The 18351-nt window shown below is 64.2% G+C and carries 14 protein-coding genes; 8 read left to right on the top strand and 6 right to left on the bottom strand.

Annotation, left to right across the window (positions count from 1 at the left end; genetic code table 11):
• Positions 1-33: 33 nt before the first annotated feature.
• From L1965_RS09920 to L1965_RS09900, 5 genes are read left to right on the top strand one after another with little or no spacing between them, the layout of a single operon-like run.
• Complete coding sequence (locus L1965_RS09920; RefSeq protein ID WP_235756270.1) at positions 34-1032, top strand: ferritin-like domain-containing protein; 999 nt, start codon at positions 34-36, stop codon at positions 1030-1032.
• Positions 1029-2879: a hypothetical protein gene (locus tag L1965_RS09915; RefSeq protein WP_235756269.1), complete on the top strand. Its 1851-nt coding sequence runs from the start codon at positions 1029-1031 to the stop codon at positions 2877-2879. The genes L1965_RS09920 and L1965_RS09915 overlap by 4 nt, the downstream gene beginning before the upstream one ends.
• Positions 2824-4779: a 3-dehydroquinate synthase gene (locus tag L1965_RS09910; RefSeq protein ID WP_338421482.1), complete on the top strand. Its 1956-nt coding sequence runs from the start codon at positions 2824-2826 to the stop codon at positions 4777-4779. The genes L1965_RS09915 and L1965_RS09910 overlap by 56 nt, the downstream gene beginning before the upstream one ends.
• Positions 4776-5969, top strand: coding sequence for a metabolite traffic protein EboE (eboE, locus tag L1965_RS09905; RefSeq protein WP_277882961.1), 1194 nt, complete (start codon positions 4776-4778; stop codon positions 5967-5969). Before L1965_RS09910 ends, eboE begins: the two co-directional genes overlap by 4 nt.
• Positions 5966-6802, top strand: a complete 837-nt coding sequence (locus tag L1965_RS09900) for a UbiA family prenyltransferase (protein WP_235756267.1) — start codon at positions 5966-5968, stop codon at positions 6800-6802. The genes eboE and L1965_RS09900 overlap by 4 nt, the downstream gene beginning before the upstream one ends.
• Here the strand turns inward: L1965_RS09900 and L1965_RS09895 are convergent, their stop codons facing one another.
• Positions 6803-8224 carry an alkaline phosphatase family protein gene (locus L1965_RS09895; protein WP_235756266.1) on the bottom strand — a complete coding sequence of 474 codons (1422 nt, stop codon included), beginning with the start codon at positions 8222-8224 and terminating at the stop codon, positions 6803-6805. It lies immediately after the preceding gene.
• Positions 8225-8287: 63 nt separating this feature from the next.
• Between L1965_RS09895 and L1965_RS09890 the strand changes: the two genes are divergently transcribed.
• The 3 genes from L1965_RS09890 (at position 8288) to L1965_RS09880 (ending at position 11431) form a co-directional block, all read left to right on the top strand.
• Positions 8288-9004 (top strand): EboA domain-containing protein, encoded by a 717-nt coding sequence (locus tag L1965_RS09890; RefSeq protein ID WP_235756265.1) that lies wholly within the window; start codon positions 8288-8290, stop codon positions 9002-9004.
• Positions 9001-9924: a TatD family hydrolase gene (locus L1965_RS09885; RefSeq protein WP_235756264.1), complete on the top strand. Its 924-nt coding sequence runs from the start codon at positions 9001-9003 to the stop codon at positions 9922-9924. The genes L1965_RS09890 and L1965_RS09885 overlap by 4 nt, the downstream gene beginning before the upstream one ends.
• Before the next feature lie 733 nt (positions 9925-10657).
• Positions 10658-11431, top strand: a complete 774-nt coding sequence (locus tag L1965_RS09880; RefSeq protein WP_235756263.1) for an SDR family NAD(P)-dependent oxidoreductase — start codon at positions 10658-10660, stop codon at positions 11429-11431.
• On the opposite strand, the gene L1965_RS09875 is transcribed toward L1965_RS09880, so the two are convergent.
• The 5 genes from L1965_RS09875 to L1965_RS09855 all read right to left on the bottom strand — a co-directional run bounded on the left by L1965_RS09875 (position 11404) and on the right by L1965_RS09855 (position 18350).
• On the bottom strand, positions 11404-14118 hold the full coding sequence (locus tag L1965_RS09875; RefSeq protein ID WP_235756262.1) for an AMP-binding protein: 2715 nt from the start codon (positions 14116-14118) through the stop codon (positions 11404-11406). The two genes, L1965_RS09880 and L1965_RS09875, sit on opposite strands and share 28 nt — an antisense overlap.
• A gap of 656 nt (positions 14119-14774) precedes the next feature.
• Entirely contained in the window at positions 14775-14930 is a 156-nt protein-coding gene (locus L1965_RS09870) for a hypothetical protein (RefSeq protein WP_235756261.1), read from the bottom strand.
• A 24-nt stretch (positions 14931-14954) separates the two neighbouring features.
• Positions 14955-16361 (bottom strand): dihydropyrimidinase, encoded by a 1407-nt coding sequence (gene hydA / locus L1965_RS09865; RefSeq protein ID WP_235756260.1) that lies wholly within the window; start codon positions 16359-16361, stop codon positions 14955-14957.
• Entirely contained in the window at positions 16358-17599 is a 1242-nt protein-coding gene (locus L1965_RS09860) for a cysteine desulfurase-like protein (protein ID WP_235756259.1), read from the bottom strand. The genes hydA and L1965_RS09860 overlap by 4 nt, the downstream gene beginning before the upstream one ends.
• Positions 17600-17612: 13 nt before the next feature.
• Positions 17613-18350, bottom strand: a complete 738-nt coding sequence (locus L1965_RS09855; RefSeq protein WP_235756258.1) for an amino acid ABC transporter ATP-binding protein — start codon at positions 18348-18350, stop codon at positions 17613-17615.
• Position 18351 lies beyond the last annotated feature (1 nt).

Here is an 18351-nt window from a genome sequence, read left to right as displayed (position 1 = left end):
CTTAAATGGACATCTCCGAATGATATCGGAGATATGCAAGCGCTTGTGCAGACGGCCATCGACCTTGAGTTTTCAACGCTGCCGCCGTATCTCTACGCGCTGTTCTCGATCAGGCCCGACACCAATGTCCCCGCCTTCGAGCGGCTGCACGAGGTCATCATGGAAGAGATGACCCATATGTGCCTGGCGTGCAACATCATGAACGCGATCGGCGGCAAGCCTGCAATCAACGCCCCGAAATATCCCGGGCCGCTGCCTGGCGATGTCGATGCCGGGCTGACGGTGCATCTTCTGCCGCTCTCGGAAGCGGCGATGCAACAGGGGATGGCCATCGAGGAGCCCTCCGAGCCGATCACCCCCAAGGCGATGGCAATGGCGCCCGAAGACACCGGCGTGACCATCGGCGAATTCTACGAACGTCTCGACAAGGAGCTGAAGGCACTGCCCGCCAGCGCCTGGACGGCCAACCGCAACCAGGTCGATGACGCGCAGTTCCTTCAGGGCCAGATCTTTGCCGTCAACAACTATGAAGACGCGCACAAGGCCATCGACCAGATTGTCTCGGAAGGCGAAGGCACCCCGGTCACCCCGGACGGCAAGGGCAGCCCGCTCGATTTCCGCGATGATCTGGCACATTACTATCGATTCTGGGAAATATCAAGAAATCAGCTACTTGTGAAAGACAGCAGCGAGGCTGGCTATGCCTGGGGGCCCTCGCTCGGCGTGGATTGGGACAATGTCTATCCCGCGATCCCCGACCCACAGCTGCACGATTTCTCGAAAGAACCAGAAGCGGCCCAGAAGGCGCAGCTGGCCTGCAACGGGGCCTATACCGGCATGATCTACATGCTGGCCGAGGCCTTCAACGGCGGCGAAGGCGGCATGGGCCTTGCCGTGCGGCAGATGTTCGATCTGAGGGTCGCGGCCAGGGTCGCGCTCGAGACGCCTCTCGCGGACGGAAAATCGGTGGCCGGTCCGGCCTTCATCAATCTCAGCGCCCCAGCGGCGTCATCGGGAGGACAACAGCAATGAGCGTTCTGGAAATCCCCCGCATCTACTTCAAAGGCGATATCGCCTGGGATCCGGTCACGACCAACAACTACCCAAAAAACAGCGCCCCCGCCGCCTACGACGAAAAAGCCAGCGAGGCGATCTTGAATACAACGGCGGTGGATGGCGGCACGGTCGCCGCTTTCCGCAAGGCCGCGATCGACGAGGTCGTCTCGGTCGGCAACTGGAACCCTCACGGCTCCTACCGCTCGCCCTTCTTCAACACCAGCATTACCGGCGTGGATACCGGAAGCGGGCTGGACACCCGCGACCCGTTCGTCAGCGCCCCGGTGGATTTCGTCGGCATGCTGGTGGATGCCGAACCCTATGGCGCCTTTTCATCGCAGCTTTTCTTCGATGACATCAGCTTCGGGATCGGCGGCGGCTGTCAGGTTTTCGGCAAGCGCAAGCAGCATTTCACCGACCGCTACATCAATTTTCAGGCCAACCCCAACAATTCGATGATCGCGGGCATTGCCTCGGTCCTGTGGCAGACCTGCTTTCCCAAGAACGAAGGGCTGCGGATCGACAGCTTTGATTCCCCTGCGCTCGCCGCACTCGATACGCTGATGGCCGAGGATGACGTGCTGGGCGTGATGGTCCGCTTCTGCACCTATCGCACGGTCTATTACGACGATCCGACCCTCTCCAACGGCTCTCCGGCGATGCAAGCCGCCGGGGCCGCCCTTCAGGCCAAGCTGAACGCGGGCGGCTTTCAGCCCAACCCCGCGCGCAGCAAGCTGGTCGGCACACTCGGGCTGTGGCGTCGCTGCGACGCCGTGCACGAACCGGGCGACCGTGCGCTTCTGACCACCGCTCAGCCGATCACCCAAGGCATGCCCGCCAAACATCCGGCGGTCTGCGGCACGGCCTTCGCGCGGGTGGCGGACGACCGCATCACCCTCGATCTGTCGAATTGCATCCCGGCCCGGAATCGTGATGCGGAAAAGGTCGATCTTGGCGATCTGAAACTCATCGCCGCCGATCCCGCTCCGGCCGTTGCGATCACCGAGATCGCGACAATTCCCTACAGCCGGTACGATCAGGCGGCCTTTGAGGCGACGTCCGGCATCGTCGATATTCCCCTTGCTCCCGGTGTCGCCAAATCCCTCGCGGGCATGAACCTGAGCGTATCGGCAGGAGGCAAGACCTACCTCGAAGAAGCGCCACTCCGCGCGATTTCCGACAAGCCGAATTGCTATCTGGACGAAGGCAGTCCGGGAGAGGCCACCGTCCAGGTCTACGAGCGTGGCGTGCCTGCGGGGGCGGGCATCGACGTCACGCTGTCCGAACTTGGCGCCTCTCAGCCCACCGCGCTCAGCCTGAAAACCGACAGCAGCGGTCAGGTCACGTTTCCCCTCTCCGCCAGCGCCGGCAATGTCACGGGGTTGGTGCTGCAACCGGGACCGGACCCGACCCTGCCGGTCACGGTCAACAGCTTCAATGTCCTGCGCTCGACCTACATGTACCTGCGCGTGCTGCCCGCCGATGACGACATCGCCGCGCTGCCGCCCACCTGGCAGAACGTGCACGACCACGTGCTGTCGAACTGGGAGGCCATGGCGCCCTGCATGGACAACTGGCTGCGGCTGGGCGACGAAGCGCAGGTCCGCTCTTACGGGCCGTTGATCAAGAAGCTGACGGATCCCGCGAATTTCGAGGATTTCCGCTTTATGCCTGTCACGCGTGACCTCACCCAGGGCCAGCGCAGGCTGCTTTATAATTTCCTCGACGGAGCCGCCGGAATGGCGGCGGCGGGCGAGGCCGAAAAGGATGCCGCGCCAGAGCCGAATTACCACGCGCTCAGCCGCGCAATGCGCAGCACATGACCCGCAGCCGGCGTCGCCGCGCGGGGGGTCCCAGGTGAGGACACCGGCCGCTTCCGGGCCTGCGGGCCCGGCGCTGCGCTGGGCGCTGATCCTTGTCGCGCTTCTCATCGCGCTGATCATTCCCTTCCTTGTCTTCGAAGAGCCTATCGAACGCCTTGCCTTGCGGCTTCTGGCCGAGCCGCCGGGTCCCGCCGCGATGACCGCAGTGATTGGTGGCGCGTTGGCCTTCGACGTGATCCTGCCCGTCCCCTCGAGCCTCGTGAACGCGGCGGGGGGGGCGGTGCTGGGTTTCGCGCTGGGGACGTTGGTGTGCTGGCTTGGAATGACCCTTGGATGCCTTTTCGGCTACTGGATCGGGGCGACGGGCGGCACGGCGTTGATCCGCAGGCTGATGGGCGAGGCAGAGCTGGCGCGCGCCGAGAACCTGGCGTTGCGCGTGGGCGGGTCGGCCCTTGTCGTCATGCGCGCGGCACCGGTGCTGGCGGAGGCCTCGACCCTGGCGGCGGGCGCGGCGCGCTACCCGCTCGGACGTTTCATTCTGCTGACGAGCCTGGCCAATCTCGGGATCGCGGCGGCCTATGCGGGTGTCGGCGCCTATGCGTTGTCCGCCAACTCCTTCCTGCTGGCCTTCGCGGGGGCGGTTGGCATCCCGGCCCTGGCCTATGCTGGAATGCGCGCCACCTTTCCCTGGACCGGCATTTTCCTTGGCACGGCGCGCGCGAAGCCCCAGAGCCGGGCAGAAACGCAGACCAGCCAATTCGCCGTTCGCTACAGCTTCCCGGTGGTTTTCACGCGAGGGCTGTTCGATCCGGCCAATCCCGCCCTGGTGGACGCTCTGGCCGGGCACGGCGCGGACAAGGCCAGGTGCATGGTCCTGGTCGATGATGGCGTAGCGCGTGCAGACCCCAAGCTTGAGAAACGCCTGTCAGCCTATTTCGCCGCGCATTCGGACCGGATCGCGCTTCTCGAAACGCCGCGGCACGTCCCCGGCGGCGAGGCGATCAAGGACGGCTTGACGGTCATCCCCGACATCTACCGCATGTTCCTGCGCAACGGTGTAGACCGGCACGCCCATGTCATCGCAATCGGGGGAGGCGCGGTGCTCGACGCGGTCGGCTTTGCCGCCGCCACCGCCCACCGCGGTCTTCGGCATATCCGCGTGCCGACAACGGTGCTCAGCCAGAATGACAGTGGTGTCGGAGTCAAGAACGCGGTCAATTTCGAGGGCATAAAGAACTACGTGGGCACCTTCGCGCCGCCTCACGCGGTGCTGAACGATTTCGACTTCCTCAACGCGCTGCCCCGGCGGGAGCGCATCGCAGGCATTGCCGAGGCCGTGAAGGTCGCGCTTGTCCGCGATGCGGCCTTCTTCGACTGGCTAGAGGGCAATGCCGTCGCGCTTGCCCGGTTCGAGCCAGAGGCGGAAGAACACATGGTGCGCCGCTCCGCCGCCCTGCACATCCGCCAGATCACCAGGGGCGGAGATCCGTTCGAGACCGGCTCGGCCCGGCCCCTGGATTTCGGACATTGGTCTGCGCACAAGCTCGAAGCCATGACCAACCATCGGATCCGGCATGGTGAGGCGGTGGCCATCGGGATCGCCCTCGATTCCCGATACTCCGTCCTCTCGGGTCGTCTTGCGGCGGGGGAGGATGACCGAATTGTCGCGCTTCTGGACCGGATTGGCTTGCCGACCTGGCACGACGCCCTGACGCAGCGCGGTGCGGAGGGGGAGCTTCTGGTGCTGAAAGGTCTGCGCGAGTTTCAAGAGCATCTCGGCGGAGCGCTCAGCGTGACCTTGCTCGAGAGGATCGGAACCGGTGTGGAGGTGCACGCGATGGACCCGACGCTGGTGCACGACGCCATCGACTGGCTCGAGAACCGGAGACCGCGGTCATGAAGCTGCCCGATAGGCTGGGCCATCTGACCTATTGCCTCAACATCCATGCCACGCAAACCCATGCGGAGGTGATGGCTGCGCTGACCGGCCCTGCAGCACAGGTGAAGGCCCGTGTGTCCCCGGGCGACGCCTTCGCTGTCGGGCTGCGGTTTTCGGGTGAGGCCCTGGACGAGTTGGCGGATCCAGCCAAACGCGCGGCTCTCAAGGCCGCGCTCGATAAGCACGACTTCCGCGCCGTCACCGTGAACGGCTTTCCCTATGGCCGCTTTCACGGCACCCGCGTGAAGGAAGAGGTCTACCAGCCGGACTGGCGCAGCGAGGACCGCGTGCGCTACACGAATGCGCTGGCCGATCTGATGACGCATCTGGCGCCCGAGGGCGAGACGGTCAGTCTCAGCACGGTGCCGGGGACCTTCAAGCCCCTGGCGGTTGGCGCGGAGGCGCTGATCGCGGACAACATCCTGCGATCCGTGGCGCATTTGGCCGCGCTCGAGGCGCGCACGGGGGTGACCGTTGCTCTTGCAATCGAACCGGAACCAGCCTGCTTGCTGGAGACCATCGACGAGAGTGTGGCCTTTTTCATCGATCATCTTTTCAGTCCCGCAGCCGCGGCGCGAGTTGCCGGGCTGACCGAACTTCCCCTGGAAGACGTCGCCGCGGCCCTGCCCCGACATCTCGGGCTTTGCTATGATGTCTGCCACGCGGCGGTGGAGTACGAGGATCCGGCAGGAAGCATTGCGGCCTTGCGCGATGCGGGTATCCCGATCCACAAGCTGCAACTCAGTGCGGCGCTTCTGATCCCGCAGATCAGCGCTGCGACGCGCGACGCGCTCGCCGCCTATGCCGAACCCACCTATTTGCACCAGGTGATGCGCCGGACGCGCGAAGGCCTGAAGAGCGAGGTCGATCTGCCCGACGCGCTCGCGCTCGGTGCATCGGCCGATGGCGAGGAATGGCGCGTGCATTTCCACGTGCCCGTGTTCATTCGAGAGCTTGGCGCCTTCTCCTCGACCCGCGATTTCCTGGCATCGATCCTGGCACTGCACCGGCAGGACCCGATCTCGCCGCATCTCGAGATCGAGACCTACACCTGGGATCTGCTGCCCGAAACCCTGCGCGGCGCAACGGTAGCCGAGGATATCGCGCGGGAGTTCGCGTGGGTCCTGGGCGAACTCACAAGATGCACATGAAGGTCTGGCTGACGCTCGGGCGGGTCTCGAACCTGCCGACGGTGTGGACGAACGCACTTGCGGGCGCTGTGCTGGCAGGAAATCCCGCGACCGGCTCTGTGGTGCTGTCAGCTCTCGCGCTGACGGCCTTCTATGTCGGGGGCATGTGGCTCAACGATGCATTCGATGCCGAGATTGACGCGCAGGAGCGCGCGAACCGCCCCATCCCCAATCGCGAAATCTCACGGGCGGCCGTGTTTCGCGGCGGCTTCGGATTGTTGTTCCTGGGCATCGTGCTTTCGTTCCTCAATGGCGCACATGCGGGGCTTGCCGGGCTCTGTCTGGCGAGTGTGATCCTGCTCTACGACTGGCTGCACAAACGCACGATTCTCAGCCCCGTCATCATGGGGGGCGCGCGGTTCTTCAGCTATCTCCTGGCCGCCTTGTCCTTGGGGCAGATCACCGGCGCTGTTCTCTGCGGGGCGCTGGGGCTCATGGCCTATACGGCCGGACTGACCTACGCCGCCAGGCAAGAGGCCCATGATCGGCTCGACAATGCCTGGCCGTTGCTCGTGCTCATCACTCCGCTCCTCTACGCGCTTTGGTGGACCGGCGACGCGCTCATGGCACTCGCGCTGTGGACCGGGCTGATCCTGTTGGTTTCGTTCGCGCTGTATCGGCTGCTCAGGCGTGGTTCAGGGGATGTGCCGAAGGCTGTGGTCACGCTCATAGCCGGCATCGCGCTTTACGACGCGGTGCTGATCGCCGGCGCGGGTCACGCGCTGCTTGCGCTGCTCGGGCTGGCCGGGTTTGTGCTTACGCTGGCCTTGCAGCGGATTGTCTCGGGAACCTGATCAGTCGAAGATGTGATCGAGCACCAGTTGCTTGAAGGCCGTGGCTTCAACGGGCCCCTCGCGCAGAAGTCCCGGAGCGGATGAAATGACCAGCGGCCCGTCGTCGGGGTCATCCGTCACGCGCCCATGAGTGCCTTTCACCAAGCCCGTGTCCCTGAGCGAGATCACGTCGAGCAACTGCCGCTGGCCCAGCCTGCGCTTGGCCAGCTTCCAGGCAGTTCGCAGCTTGGCGAAGGGCATGTCCGGATCGAGGAACAGTTCCAGCGGATCGTAGCCCGGCTTCCGATGGATATCGACCGTGCGCGCGAAGTCCGGCGCCTTGGCGTCATCAAGCCAGTAGTAATAGCTGAACCACCGGTCGGGCCTTGCCACCGCGATCAGTTCCCCGGAGCGGGGATGGTCGAGGCCGTTGGCGCGCTTGCCGCCTTCGCCCCAAACGGCCTCGACCCCGTCGAGCGCTTCTATGAGGGCCCGAACCTCTGCAACCTGCGCCGGGTCCTTCACATAGACATGCGCAATCTGGTGGTCGGCCATGGCGAAGGCCCGGGACGCACCGGCGTCAAGGATCTCGCGGCCATGCTCCTCGCGTCGCACGGCGATGAGACCGGCTTCCCGCAATGCGCGGTTGATATGCACCGCGTCCCGCGCCGGCGTGATCCCGTATTCCGAGACGACCACGACGCGGCGCCCGGTCCGCTCTGCAAAGGTGATCAAGTGGCCGCATAGCGCGTCTACCTCCCGCAGGTCCTGCTGCAGACGCGGATGGTTGAGGTCCGGCCCGAGCCGCTGCAGATTGTAGTCAAGATGCGGCAGGTACGTGAGCGTCAGCGTCGGATCACGCGTCTTCATCACATGCAGCGTCGCCTTCGCGATCCAGTCCGACGAGGTGATGTCGGCCAAAGGTCCCCAAAACCTGAACAGCGGAAACGGCCCGAGCCTGGCATCAAGTTCATCGTGCAGTTCGGGGGGATGAGCATAGTGATCGGGGATCTTGCGGCCATCGGCGGGATACATCGGGCGCGGCGTCGCCGACCAATCCGCGGTCGAGTACATGTTGTACCACCAGAACATCTTGGCGCAGGTGAATTCCGGATCGCGCGCGCGTCCCGCGTCCCACACCTTTTCCCCCGCGACAAGCTGGTTGGGCTGGCGCCACAGCAGCACCTCCGAGAGGTCGCGGAAGAACCAGCCATTCGCCACGGCGCCATGACCCGAGGGCGGCAGGCCGGTCACCAGCGTCGACTGCACTGCACAGGTCACCGCGGGCGTGACCGTGTTCATCGGGCGCAGCCCTCCGCCCGCCGCCAGCTTTTGCAGCTGCGGCGTGTTCGAGCCGAGCAGGCGCGGGCTCAACCCCACGACCAGAATCACGAGAACCTTGTTCATCACCGGCAGCGTCGGAAAATTGGCCTGGCCTTGCAAGGAATTTGCCTTGGCATGATTCTGGCGCGTCCCTAGACTGAAGTTGTTCGGGGAGGGTTTCGAGTGACGCAGGCGGCGGATCTGCTTCGGAATTGGGTTCTGGCTCAGGCCGAGGACGAGGCGGACTGGATCGTCCGGTCGCTGGCCAGGATCGCTTCGGCGACCCAGGAGCGCGACCTCTTCATCTTCATGGGATTGGCACCGCGGCGCCTGGGCAAGGCCGATTTGGCGTTGGGCGCCGAGGATCTCGATGCCGCAGATGCCGCGTGCCCCGGCTGGTCGCCCGAGGGATGGAGCGTTGATGGTGCCGCACGCGTTCTGGCGATTCTGACCGCACCGGCGACCCGCATCTTCGCGGACCGTTTCAAGGATCTGCGCCGCACCGCGGACGTGGCGGAGATGATCGCACTTTACCGTGGTCTGCCGCTTTATCCGGACCCTGACAGCCTGCATTTCGAAGTGGGGGAAGGGTTGCGCTCGAACATCAAGGCCGTTTTCGAGAGCATCGCGCATCGCAACCCCTTTCCGCGCGACCATTTCGACGAGCACCGCTGGAACCACATGATCCTGAAGGCGCTCTTCATAGGCAGCCGCCTCACGCCAATCACCGGGCTTGGGGCACGCGCCAATCCGGAGCTTGCACGGATCCTGGTGGATTACGCCGAGGAGCGCATCGCGGCGGGACGCCCCGTGCCGCAGGACCTCTGGATCCCCCTGAAGCCGTTCCGAGGCGACCCGGCCGTCGCCGCGATCCTGCGCCAGGAGGAGGTCGCACAATGATGCTGATCGACCCCCACGCGCATATGATCTCGCGCACCACCGATGACTACGTGGCGATGGCGGACGCGGGCATCGTGGCGCTGATCGAACCTGCCTTCTGGGTGGGCCAGCCGCGGACCTTCGTGGGCACCTATGTCGACTACCTCTCGACCATCGTGGGGTGGGAGCGGTTCCGCGCCGGCCAGTTCGGCATCCGCCATTACTGCACCGTCGGGCTGAACTCGAAAGAGGCCAATAACGAGGAACTGGCCGAAGGTGTCATGGATTGGCTTCCGCGCTTTGCCTTGAAGGAAGGTGTCGTCGCCATCGGCGAGATCGGCTATGACGAGCAAACGGCGCTTGAGGACAGGTATTTCCGGCTGCAACTGGAGCTTGCCAAGGAGTTGAACCTGCCGGTGATGATCCACACGCCCCATCGCGACAAGAAGCGCGGCACCTCCCGCTCGATGGATGTCTGCGAAGAGCATGGTCTCGACCCCGGCATGGTGATCGTGGACCACAACAACGAGGAGACGGTGGCCGAGACGCTGCAGCGCGGGTTCTGGGCTGGGTTCTCGATCTATCCCTCGACCAAGATGGGCAACGCACGCATGGTGGAGATCCTGCGTCAGTACGGCGGTGAGCGCATCATCGTGGACAGCGCGTGCGACTGGGGAATCTCGGATTGCCTTGGCGTGGCGAAGACAGCGCAGCTTGCGCTCGATCGCGGCATCCCGAAGCAGACGGTGCACATGGTGTGCTATCAGAACGCGCTGGACGCCTATGGGCAGTCCGGTCAAATGCAGGAAGCCGATTGGCTGGACCCTCCGGCGATCGATCAGCGTACGCTTTTCGAAGGCAACTCGATCCTGCGTGGCGGGCGGGAGCCGCATATCGAAGCGCCCGGCGACCGTCGGCGCACGGACCACATGATCGACTAGCGGCACCCTCCTTTCCAGGAATTCAGCCCGGCGTCCCGCGCGCTCACCGCAGCGCGCAGGCGCAGCGCCGCCCGCATTCACCGGCTGGCGGCGGTCCCGACGCGTGATGCCCGACGCGCCACCAGATGTTTGGCCAGCGATGTCACGTCGCGGAGCGCGGATGTCACGTCATCGCGGCTGATCCGCACCATCCCGACGGTTCCGCGCGGGCTGGGCTGTCACGACCCGTCGGCAGGTGTCACGCCGCTGCGTTCCGCGCCGGCGGAAACACGGGATATTCTCGGGGAGCCGAAGCGTTGCGGCCTCCGGGGCAGCGTCCCGGACCCGCGGAACCGTCACCGGCAGCGCGCCGATCCCGGTCCGGACCTCGCGTTCGGGCACTTCACCGTGCCGGACACGGCGGCCGCGCCCCCTTGGAATCGGTCTGATCGGCATGGGCGGACAAAATATGGCCCGTGCGACCTCGACGGCGTGCGCGTTCAACTCCCGCGCTGCCTGGCGCAGAAAATCCGTCAGCGGACCGGGCTAAAATCCTTCTGGCGCATGAGCAACGCCTTGATATGCCGCGCACTCCCCCCGTCATCCACTGTCAGCGACCGTTCGTCCAAACCTCGCGCGTGTTTCGCGCCACTGCGAGCGGAACGGCCTCGAGGTCTGCAAGAATGCTTGTGAACCTGAGTCGTTTTCAGCATACCGAACCGGTATTCCCGAACGTTGGTAACGGCAGAGCAGCATGACATCAGGACAAAGGACGGCGATTGTAACGGGTGGGCTGTCCGGAATGGGGCTTGCGATTGCGCGCAGGCTGACAAGGGACGGAACCACGGTTTTTGTCGGCACGCGACGTGCTGGCGATGAGGCCGTCGTGCGCGATGTTCTTGGTTCCGACGCCGGATCTATTCAAGCAGCGTTCCTCGACGTTCAGTCGCGCGAGAGCGTCGATGCCTTTGTAGCCCATGTTGCTGCGGCGCGGGGTGGCGTTGATATTCTGGTGAATGCCGCAGGTGTCTATGAGGAAGCCGGAATAATCGATCACCCGGACAAGGTTTGGGAGGATCACATCGATACCAACCTCAGCGGCACGTTCCGCATGATACGGGCTGTGATGCCGCTTATGACTCGCGCCGGCTGGGGGCGGATCATCAACCTGGCCTCGGTCGCAGCCCATAATGGCATGGCCAACAACGCGGCCTATTGCGCGTCCAAGGCGGGGCTTTTGGGCCTTGGACGCTGCGTCAGCCTTGAGGGGGCAGCGCACGGCGTCACATGCGTGTCGATCAGCCCCACTTGGGTCGAGACCGAGATGCTGCGCCGGTTCATCGATGCCGATATGAAAGCCACGGGCCAAACGCTGGAGCAGGTGCGTGCCGACTATGCCAGGTCGAATCCGCAGAACCAGCTTGTTCAGCCGTCCGAAGTCGCAGAGCTTGCCGCGTTCCTCGCCAGCGATGCGGCGCGGGCCTTGACGATGGAAGATTATCAGATCAACGCCGGATCTCTTTGGTAGTCATGCGCCCGGCGCGCCAGCAAGGCATCGCCGTCGCTGATGGTGTCGAAGGGGTGATCGCTTATCCGCGCCCAGGCCGCTCGGGCGGCGCTGTTCCTGAAGGTTGAATTGGCGCGCAAGGTATCCGGAAAATCGGCGATCACCTTGGCGATGCCCGGGTCCAGAGTGACCTTGGCCAACCACTCCTTCGGGGGAAGTGCGTTCGGATGCTTGGGCGCGATATGCGCATCCGCCATCAGGTTGTAGATCGGAGCGCCTTGCGCCGTGACCGGGCCAAGCAGAAATGCGGCGGCAGCGGTCACGTCGGTCATCGGGAATTCAAGCGACTGCGGCATGTGCCCGGCTTGCAGGGACGCCTTGAGAATGATCTCGTAGATGTCGCGCGGGTTCGGAGCATTCAGGTCGTAGAGCGACGGCAAGCGCACGATGGCCGCGGGGATGCCCGCGGCGCGAATGGCGTCCTCCGCCGCGATCTTGGCCGCGCCGTAGCCCGTGCAGCCTTCCCAGACCGTCGCGGGCGCCTCGGCCCATGGGCCGCCCCTGTCGGGGAAGATCGAACTGGACGAGGTAAACCGCAGATCGGCGCCCGCATCGGCGCAGAATCTGAGCACCGTCTCCATCCCTCGCGCCGACCATTCCAGCATGTCTTCGCGTCGGATCGCAAGGTTGACCATCGCCGCGCAGTGGACAACCTGTGTGACCGATCGGGCCAAAGACGTGTATGCCTCGTGGCCCAGCGCGAAACGTGGCGCGTCCAGTGTGCCGTGGACGATGACATAGCGGTCTTCTGGCACGCCCTGCGCCAAAGCCACTGCGTCCAGCCGATCTCGCGCGCCACGGTTCTTGTCCCGCACAAGGCAATAGATGACGCTGTCACCCGGAAGGTCGCGGGCCGCTTTTGCCAGGACATGTCCGCCCAGAAATCCCGTAGCGCCGGTCAGGAGGATTCCGGGGCGATCGAAATTTTCTGCGGGCGCAGGCGCATCGGCCTCTTTGGTCAGCAACTGGTCAAGCCGGTGCAGCGGCACGTTCATGGCAAGATCGAAGTCGATCGGAACGCCGTAGACCTTTTCAAGCTCCAGCATCAGGGTCACGCACATCAGGGAGTCGCCCCCCTGATCGTGAAAGCTGAGTGCCGGGTCGATGTCGGACGGCGCACACGACATTGCCAGGGCAGCGGCCGCGATGACCGCGTCTTCGCTGTGCTCCGGGCGGCGGGGGTCTTCCGTGACCGGTGGCAGGGCGCGCAAATCGGCTTTGCCAGAAACCGGATGCAACGGAAGCGCATCCATCTGCACAAGGAAGGAGGGCACGCAATAGGCTGGCACCACGGCGCGCAGATCGGCGGCAAGGGCTGCGGGTGTTCTGTTGGTCCCCGCCACGATCCCCCAGTTTTCGGCATTGCGCCTTGCCTGTGCGGCGTCGGCGGCATAGTAGAAAATCAGGCTTTGACCGCGTGCGCCGACCGCCGCGACCCAGGGAACCGCGCCTGAAAACGCCAGCTTCTCGCGCATGGTATCCGCCAGCTCTTTGGTCTGGATCGAAAAGCCACGCAGTTTCAGCATATGCGCGATGCGCCCTTCGATATGCAGCGCTCCGGTCTCATCCACCCAAGCCTGATCGCCGGTGTCATACAGCCGCATGACGCGGCCCTCGATGGTCAATTCGCGAAACCGCAGGCGGGTTTCTTCGGGCCGGTTGACATATCCGGGGCCAAGCATTCTAGGCCCCTCGAAGTGCAGTTGACCGGATGTTCCGGCGGGACAAGGCGTGCCGGTCTCGTCCAGAATGACAGCGCGCAGATGTTCCATCGGGACACCAACCGATGCAGGCCGATCACCCGACGGTTCCGTCAGATGCGACATGCAGACATCGTGGGTTTCGCAGATGCTGTAGAGATTCCAAAGCGCCACATCGGGAAGCTTGGCGAGTGACAGGAGGATCAGGTCATCGCTGACGACCTCACCATTCAAGACGACACGCGAAAGCGTCAGTTTCGCAGCTTTGCCTGCGTCCAGCGCGTCGAGGAATGTGGCATAGAAGGATGGTGTGAACAACATCTCGTCGATGTCATTGTCGATCAGGAATTCAGCCAGTTTTCCCGGAGCGAACAAGGTGCTGGCATCGGGAAAGCACAGCTCCGCGCCCTTTCGCAAGGGACGAAACATCTCCCAGATCGCAAAGATGTAAATACCAATGCGCATGCCTGGACCGTAGGGCGTGAATTCATCGCGCCAGGCATAGGACAGACAGGCGGCGTCCTGACTCACCGGAATGCATTTTGGCCGCCCTGTCGTGCCGGATGTCGCCACCAGATAGATCGGATCGGTAGCCGCAACCGCGGCAGCATGCAGCGGCGCATAAGGCGCGGGCGCGTCGCCCAGCAGGTCCTTGGCATCGATCGTCTCGCAACCACCCGGCAACTGACCGGGCGCGGCTGTCTCGCAAGTGACAATCAGGCTGACCTGCAATTCAGACAGGATGTTATGCATGACCATTTGCGGCATGGCGGGATCGAGATGCACAAACGCGCGGCCATGGATCACACAGGCAACTGCGCTTGCCGCCATGGCAATGCCGGGTGAGCCAAAAATGCCGACAACCTGAGGTGCCTCCAGGCCGCTGCCGAGTCTTGAAACGAACTGGCCAAGTCTGCCATACGTGATCGTGCCGGCGTTATCGGACATTGCTGGCATGTCCGCGCATGTCGCAATGGCACTAACGAGCTCGGCCGCAACCGTCCGGGGTGATGTCATGACGTGAATCTCTGCCTTTTGGTTCCGTGCATGCAAGCATGAAAGCGAGGAAGCAGCCCGATTTTCGGCTTTGGGTCATGGCCTGCCCCCGACGAGTGGTTCCTGTCGACTGTTAATGCACCGTCGGTCGCTGGTCCATCGGGTCGAAGGCGTCTGGTGCCGGGGCGGTAGCCCAGCGAACGGCGCGGCCCGACGATGTTGTCGTGGTGACGCCGGTTTTCGATGAGGTGACCGTCGTCGCCCGTGCTGAGGTCAACCTCGAAACGTCCAAGCCCTTCCCGCCGTCGCCGCTGCATGGGTCATGCCCGGCAGACCCCCGGCAGATCCGGGCACCGGGCCTTCCGCACACCCGGCCAGCACCGCTCGGCCCAGTGCAAGCTGCCCTGCCGCCAGCCAGGCGCAGAGCGGCTGACCGGGGAGATCATCGCGCTGGCGCAGCAGTCCCGGTCGCCAGGCATGCCGCATGGGCACGGGCGTGTTGAAAAACAGCGGCTGGCAAGCAATCCACAGGCATGTGCAGCGGATTCGTTCAGGATCGGACCCACCACATCGGACCCGTGTGGGCCGCGTATTCCACACACTCGACCTCACTGAGCCGGCACCATGACGCCGCGCCCGACATGGGCAACGAGGTGACGCGGCACACCGCGCTGATGGCAGTCATGGGCACGAATGACGAAGGTTGTGATGTCGCCGATCTCGACGCGGGGCGTGGGCCAGATCTCGAAAGCCCCAACGGTCAATGAGCCGGTGCTCTCGGACCAGATTCATGCGAAGGCCTCGCTTGCCTGCCTGCTCAGGTGCCTCCCGGAAGCTTCCTTTACCGGTTTGCCCATTCGTGCAATCGTCCGACCCCGCAAAAGCGTCCGAACCGGCCAACCGGTGATCTCCATCCCCTCATAGGGGGTGTAGTCGCAGCCATGGTTCAGGCTTTGCTGACGGATGGGCTGGATCAGGTTCGGGTCCCACAAGCTCAGATCGGCATCAGCGCCGATCGCGATGCTGCCCTTTTGCGGGTAGAGACCATAGAGCCGCGCCGGGTTCGTGGAGGTCAGTGCCACGAACCGCTGCAAGCTGATGCGGTTCTTGCTGACGCCTTCGGAAAACAGGATCGGCAGGCGCGTTTCGACGCCGGGTATACCATTCGGCACCCACCGAAATGAGGTTCTGGCGCGCGGATTGTCCTTGCTGCCCGGCCCCTCGAAGCGGAACGGGCAGTGGTCGGACGAAAAGAGGTCGAAGGTCCCGTCCCGCAACCCTTGCCAGATCGCCGCCTGACTGTCTGCGTCGCGAGGGGGCGGCGAGCAGACATATCTGGCGCCGTCGAAATCCATGTTCAGCCCGCGCAAGTCGTCAGCCGTCAAGGAGATGTATTGCGGGCAGGTTTCGGCATGGACCTTCATGCCGCGGGCGCGGGCCCACTGGATCTGCTCCATCGGTTCGCGACCCGAAACATGGACGATCACGATGGGCAAATCCATCAGCTGGGCATGGCTGATGGCGCGGTGGGTGGCCTCGCGTTCGGCGATCTGGGCATGGGCCTGACTGTGATAATAGGGGGCCGTGCGGCCCTCGGTCTCCAGCCGCCGGGTCAGATGCTTGATCGCGTCGTGCCCCTCGGCATGAACCATGACCAGCGCGCGCTCGCGGCGGGCAACCTCGAAGAGATCCAGCAACTGCGCATCCTGCAGCACCAGGTCGTCATAAGTCATGAAGACCTTGAACGAGGTATAGCCGTCGCGCACCAGCGCAGGCAGTTCTTGCCCCAGCACCTGCGGGGTGGGGTCAGTCACGATCAGATGGAACGACACATCGGTGTGGCAGTTGCCCTCCGCCTTGCGGTGATAGTCTTCGACGCAGGCGCGCAGGGACTGACCCTTGATCTGCAGGGCGAAGGGCAGGACCGTGGTATTGCCCCCCGCCGCAGCCGAGCGCGTGCCACTGGCGAAGTCGTCCGCCATGACGGTTCCGTCCGAGGTCGCCTGGTCCAGATGCACATGCGCGTCGATGCCGCCCGGCAAGACCAGCAGGCCGGTGGCGTCGATCCGGTCCGACCCTGTCAAACCCTCGCCAATCTGGGCGATGCGGCCGTTGCGGATGCCGACATCGGCGGCATAGCTGTCGGCGGCGGTAACGACCGTGCCACCTGCGATGACCAGGTCCAGCGTGCTCATGCCGCGCCCTGCGCCAGGATCGCGCTCAGCGCTTCGGTCAGGCGGTCGACTTGCTCGAGTGTATTGTAATGCACCATGGACACGCGCAGCACGCCGCCGTCCTGATCCTCGCCCAGATGCTCTACCAGCCGGCGCGAGTGGAAATCGCCAAACCGCATGGCGATGCCATGAGCGTCCATCGCCCGCGTCAGGCTGCCGGAATCGATGCCGTCGAACTTGAAGGCGATGGTTGGGACACGACTGCTGGCGCGGTTCGCGGCCTCTCCGATGATCCGGCAGTCGTTGCGGGCACCAAGCCAGGCCAGCAGATGATCGGTCAAAGCGTCCTCCTGCGCGGTGATCAGGTCGTAGGCGGCGGCGAGCAGCGCGCGTTCGTCGCCAGTGGCTCCGTGGTGACGTGCAAGGCCGGTCAGATAGGCAAGGACGCCGTCGGTGGCATAGGCAGCCTCATAGCTGGGGTTGCCCGGCTCCAGCTTGGCCGTGACCTTGTCCTTGCCGTAGAAATAGTGATACAGCCCGTCCAGTTCGGCCAGCAGATCGTATTTGCCATACATCACCGCACCATGCGGACCGTAGGCCTTGTAGAGGCTGAACACATAGTAATCCACGTCCCAGGTCTGCACATCGATCAGGCGGTGCGGCGCATAGGCCACCGCATCGACGCAGATCAGCGCGCCGTGGTCGTGGATATAGCGCGCAAAATCCGCGACCGGATGGATCTTGCCCAGGATGTTGGATACGTGGGTCACGCAGACCAGCCGCGTGCGGTCCGTCATCAGGGGCGCCAGATCCGCCAGTTGCAGATCCATCGTCTGCGCATTCAGGGGCCAGACCTTGATCGTGACGCCGAATTCCTCCAGCCGAGTCCAGGGACCGATGTTGCTTTCGTGATCCGCCATGGTCACGATCACCTCGTCGCCCGGCGCGAATTGGCGGCGCATCGCCTGCATCAGATTGCCCATCAGCACGGTGGTCGAGGGGCCGAAGACGATCTCTTCGGAGCGGGCGGCATTGACGAGCGTTGCAGCCGCCTGCCGACCGGCCATCAGCGCCGCGGCGGCAGCCATCGAGGCGGGATAGCTGCCGCCGATCTGGACATTGCGATGGGTCAGGAACTCCACCATTCGGTCCAGCGCGGGCTGCGCGATCTGCGATCCGCCGGCATTGTCGAAATAGACCCAGTCAGCGGTCAGGCCGGGAAACTGGGACTGCACGTAAGCCATGTCCAGCTGTGTCATCGCGTTGCTTTCTTCAGTGGTTCAGCACGGCGCCGAGAAAATCTCGCGTGCGAGGCTCCTGTGGGTTGGACAGCACCTGGTCCGGCGGTCCCTGTTCGACGATCAGGCCGGCATCCATGAAGATGACGCGGTCTGCCACCTGGGACGCAAAACCCATCTCGTGCGTGACGACGATCATGGTGACGCCGGTGTGGGCCAGATCGCGCATCACATCCAGAACCTCGCCCACCATCTCGGGGTCCAGCGAACTGGTGGGCTCATCAAACAGCATCACCTGCGGTTCCATCGCCAACGCGCGGGCAATCGCCACACGCTGCTGTTGTCCGCCCGACAGGTGGTCGGGATATTTTTGGGCCTGGTTTCCGATGCCCACGCGATCCAGCAACCGGTCCGCCTGCCGCGCTGCCTCGGCACGCGGGGTGTTGCGAACCCGGCGCGGCGCCAGCATGACGTTTTCGCGCACGGTCAGATGCGGGAAAAGGTTGAACGACTGAAAGACCATGCCGACCTCGGCGCGAACCCTGGCCAAGGCGCGACCCGATGCGACCGGGATGCCATCCACCCGGATCTCGCTGTCGGAAGAAAAGGATTCCAGCTTGTTGATGCAGCGGATCAACGTGGACTTGCCGGACCCCGAGGGGCCGATGATGCAGACGACTTCGCCCTTCGCGACGTCCAGGTCGATGCCTTTCAGCGCCTCGAAGCTGCCATAGGACTTGCGCAGGTTCCTGATGCTGACGAATGCCGCCATC

Origin of the sequence: Paracoccus salsus (assembly GCF_021556615.1) — a bacterium.
GTDB classification, from domain to species: domain Bacteria; phylum Pseudomonadota; class Alphaproteobacteria; order Rhodobacterales; family Rhodobacteraceae; genus Paracoccus; species Paracoccus salsus.
The sequence above is the reverse complement of the archived record's forward strand: the minus strand, read 5'-3'. Positions and strand labels throughout refer to the sequence as shown.

Bases quoted from the DNA above. Each gene is read 5' to 3' on its own strand.
- L1965_RS09920 (WP_235756270.1), top strand. From the start codon at position 34: ATGCAAGCGCTTGTGCAGACGGCCATCGACCTTGAGTTTTCAACGCTG.
- L1965_RS09915 (WP_235756269.1), top strand. From the start codon at position 1,029: ATGAGCGTTCTGGAAATCCCCCGCATCTACTTCAAAGGCGATATCGCC.
- L1965_RS09910 (WP_338421482.1), top strand. From the start codon at position 2,824: ATGCCGCGCCAGAGCCGAATTACCACGCGCTCAGCCGCGCAATGCGCA.
- eboE (WP_277882961.1), top strand. From the start codon at position 4,776: ATGAAGCTGCCCGATAGGCTGGGCCATCTGACCTATTGCCTCAACATC.
- L1965_RS09900 (WP_235756267.1), top strand. From the start codon at position 5,966: ATGAAGGTCTGGCTGACGCTCGGGCGGGTCTCGAACCTGCCGACGGTG.
- L1965_RS09885 (WP_235756264.1), top strand. From the start codon at position 9,001: ATGATGCTGATCGACCCCCACGCGCATATGATCTCGCGCACCACCGAT.
- L1965_RS09880 (WP_235756263.1), top strand. From the start codon at position 10,658: ATGACATCAGGACAAAGGACGGCGATTGTAACGGGTGGGCTGTCCGGA.
- L1965_RS09875 (WP_235756262.1), bottom strand. From the start codon at position 14,118: ATGTCCGATAACGCCGGCACGATCACGTATGGCAGACTTGGCCAGTTC.
- hydA (WP_235756260.1), bottom strand. From the start codon at position 16,361: ATGAGCACGCTGGACCTGGTCATCGCAGGTGGCACGGTCGTTACCGCC.
- L1965_RS09860 (WP_235756259.1), bottom strand. From the start codon at position 17,599: ATGACACAGCTGGACATGGCTTACGTGCAGTCCCAGTTTCCCGGCCTG.
- L1965_RS09855 (WP_235756258.1), bottom strand. From the start codon at position 18,350: ATGGCGGCATTCGTCAGCATCAGGAACCTGCGCAAGTCCTATGGCAGC.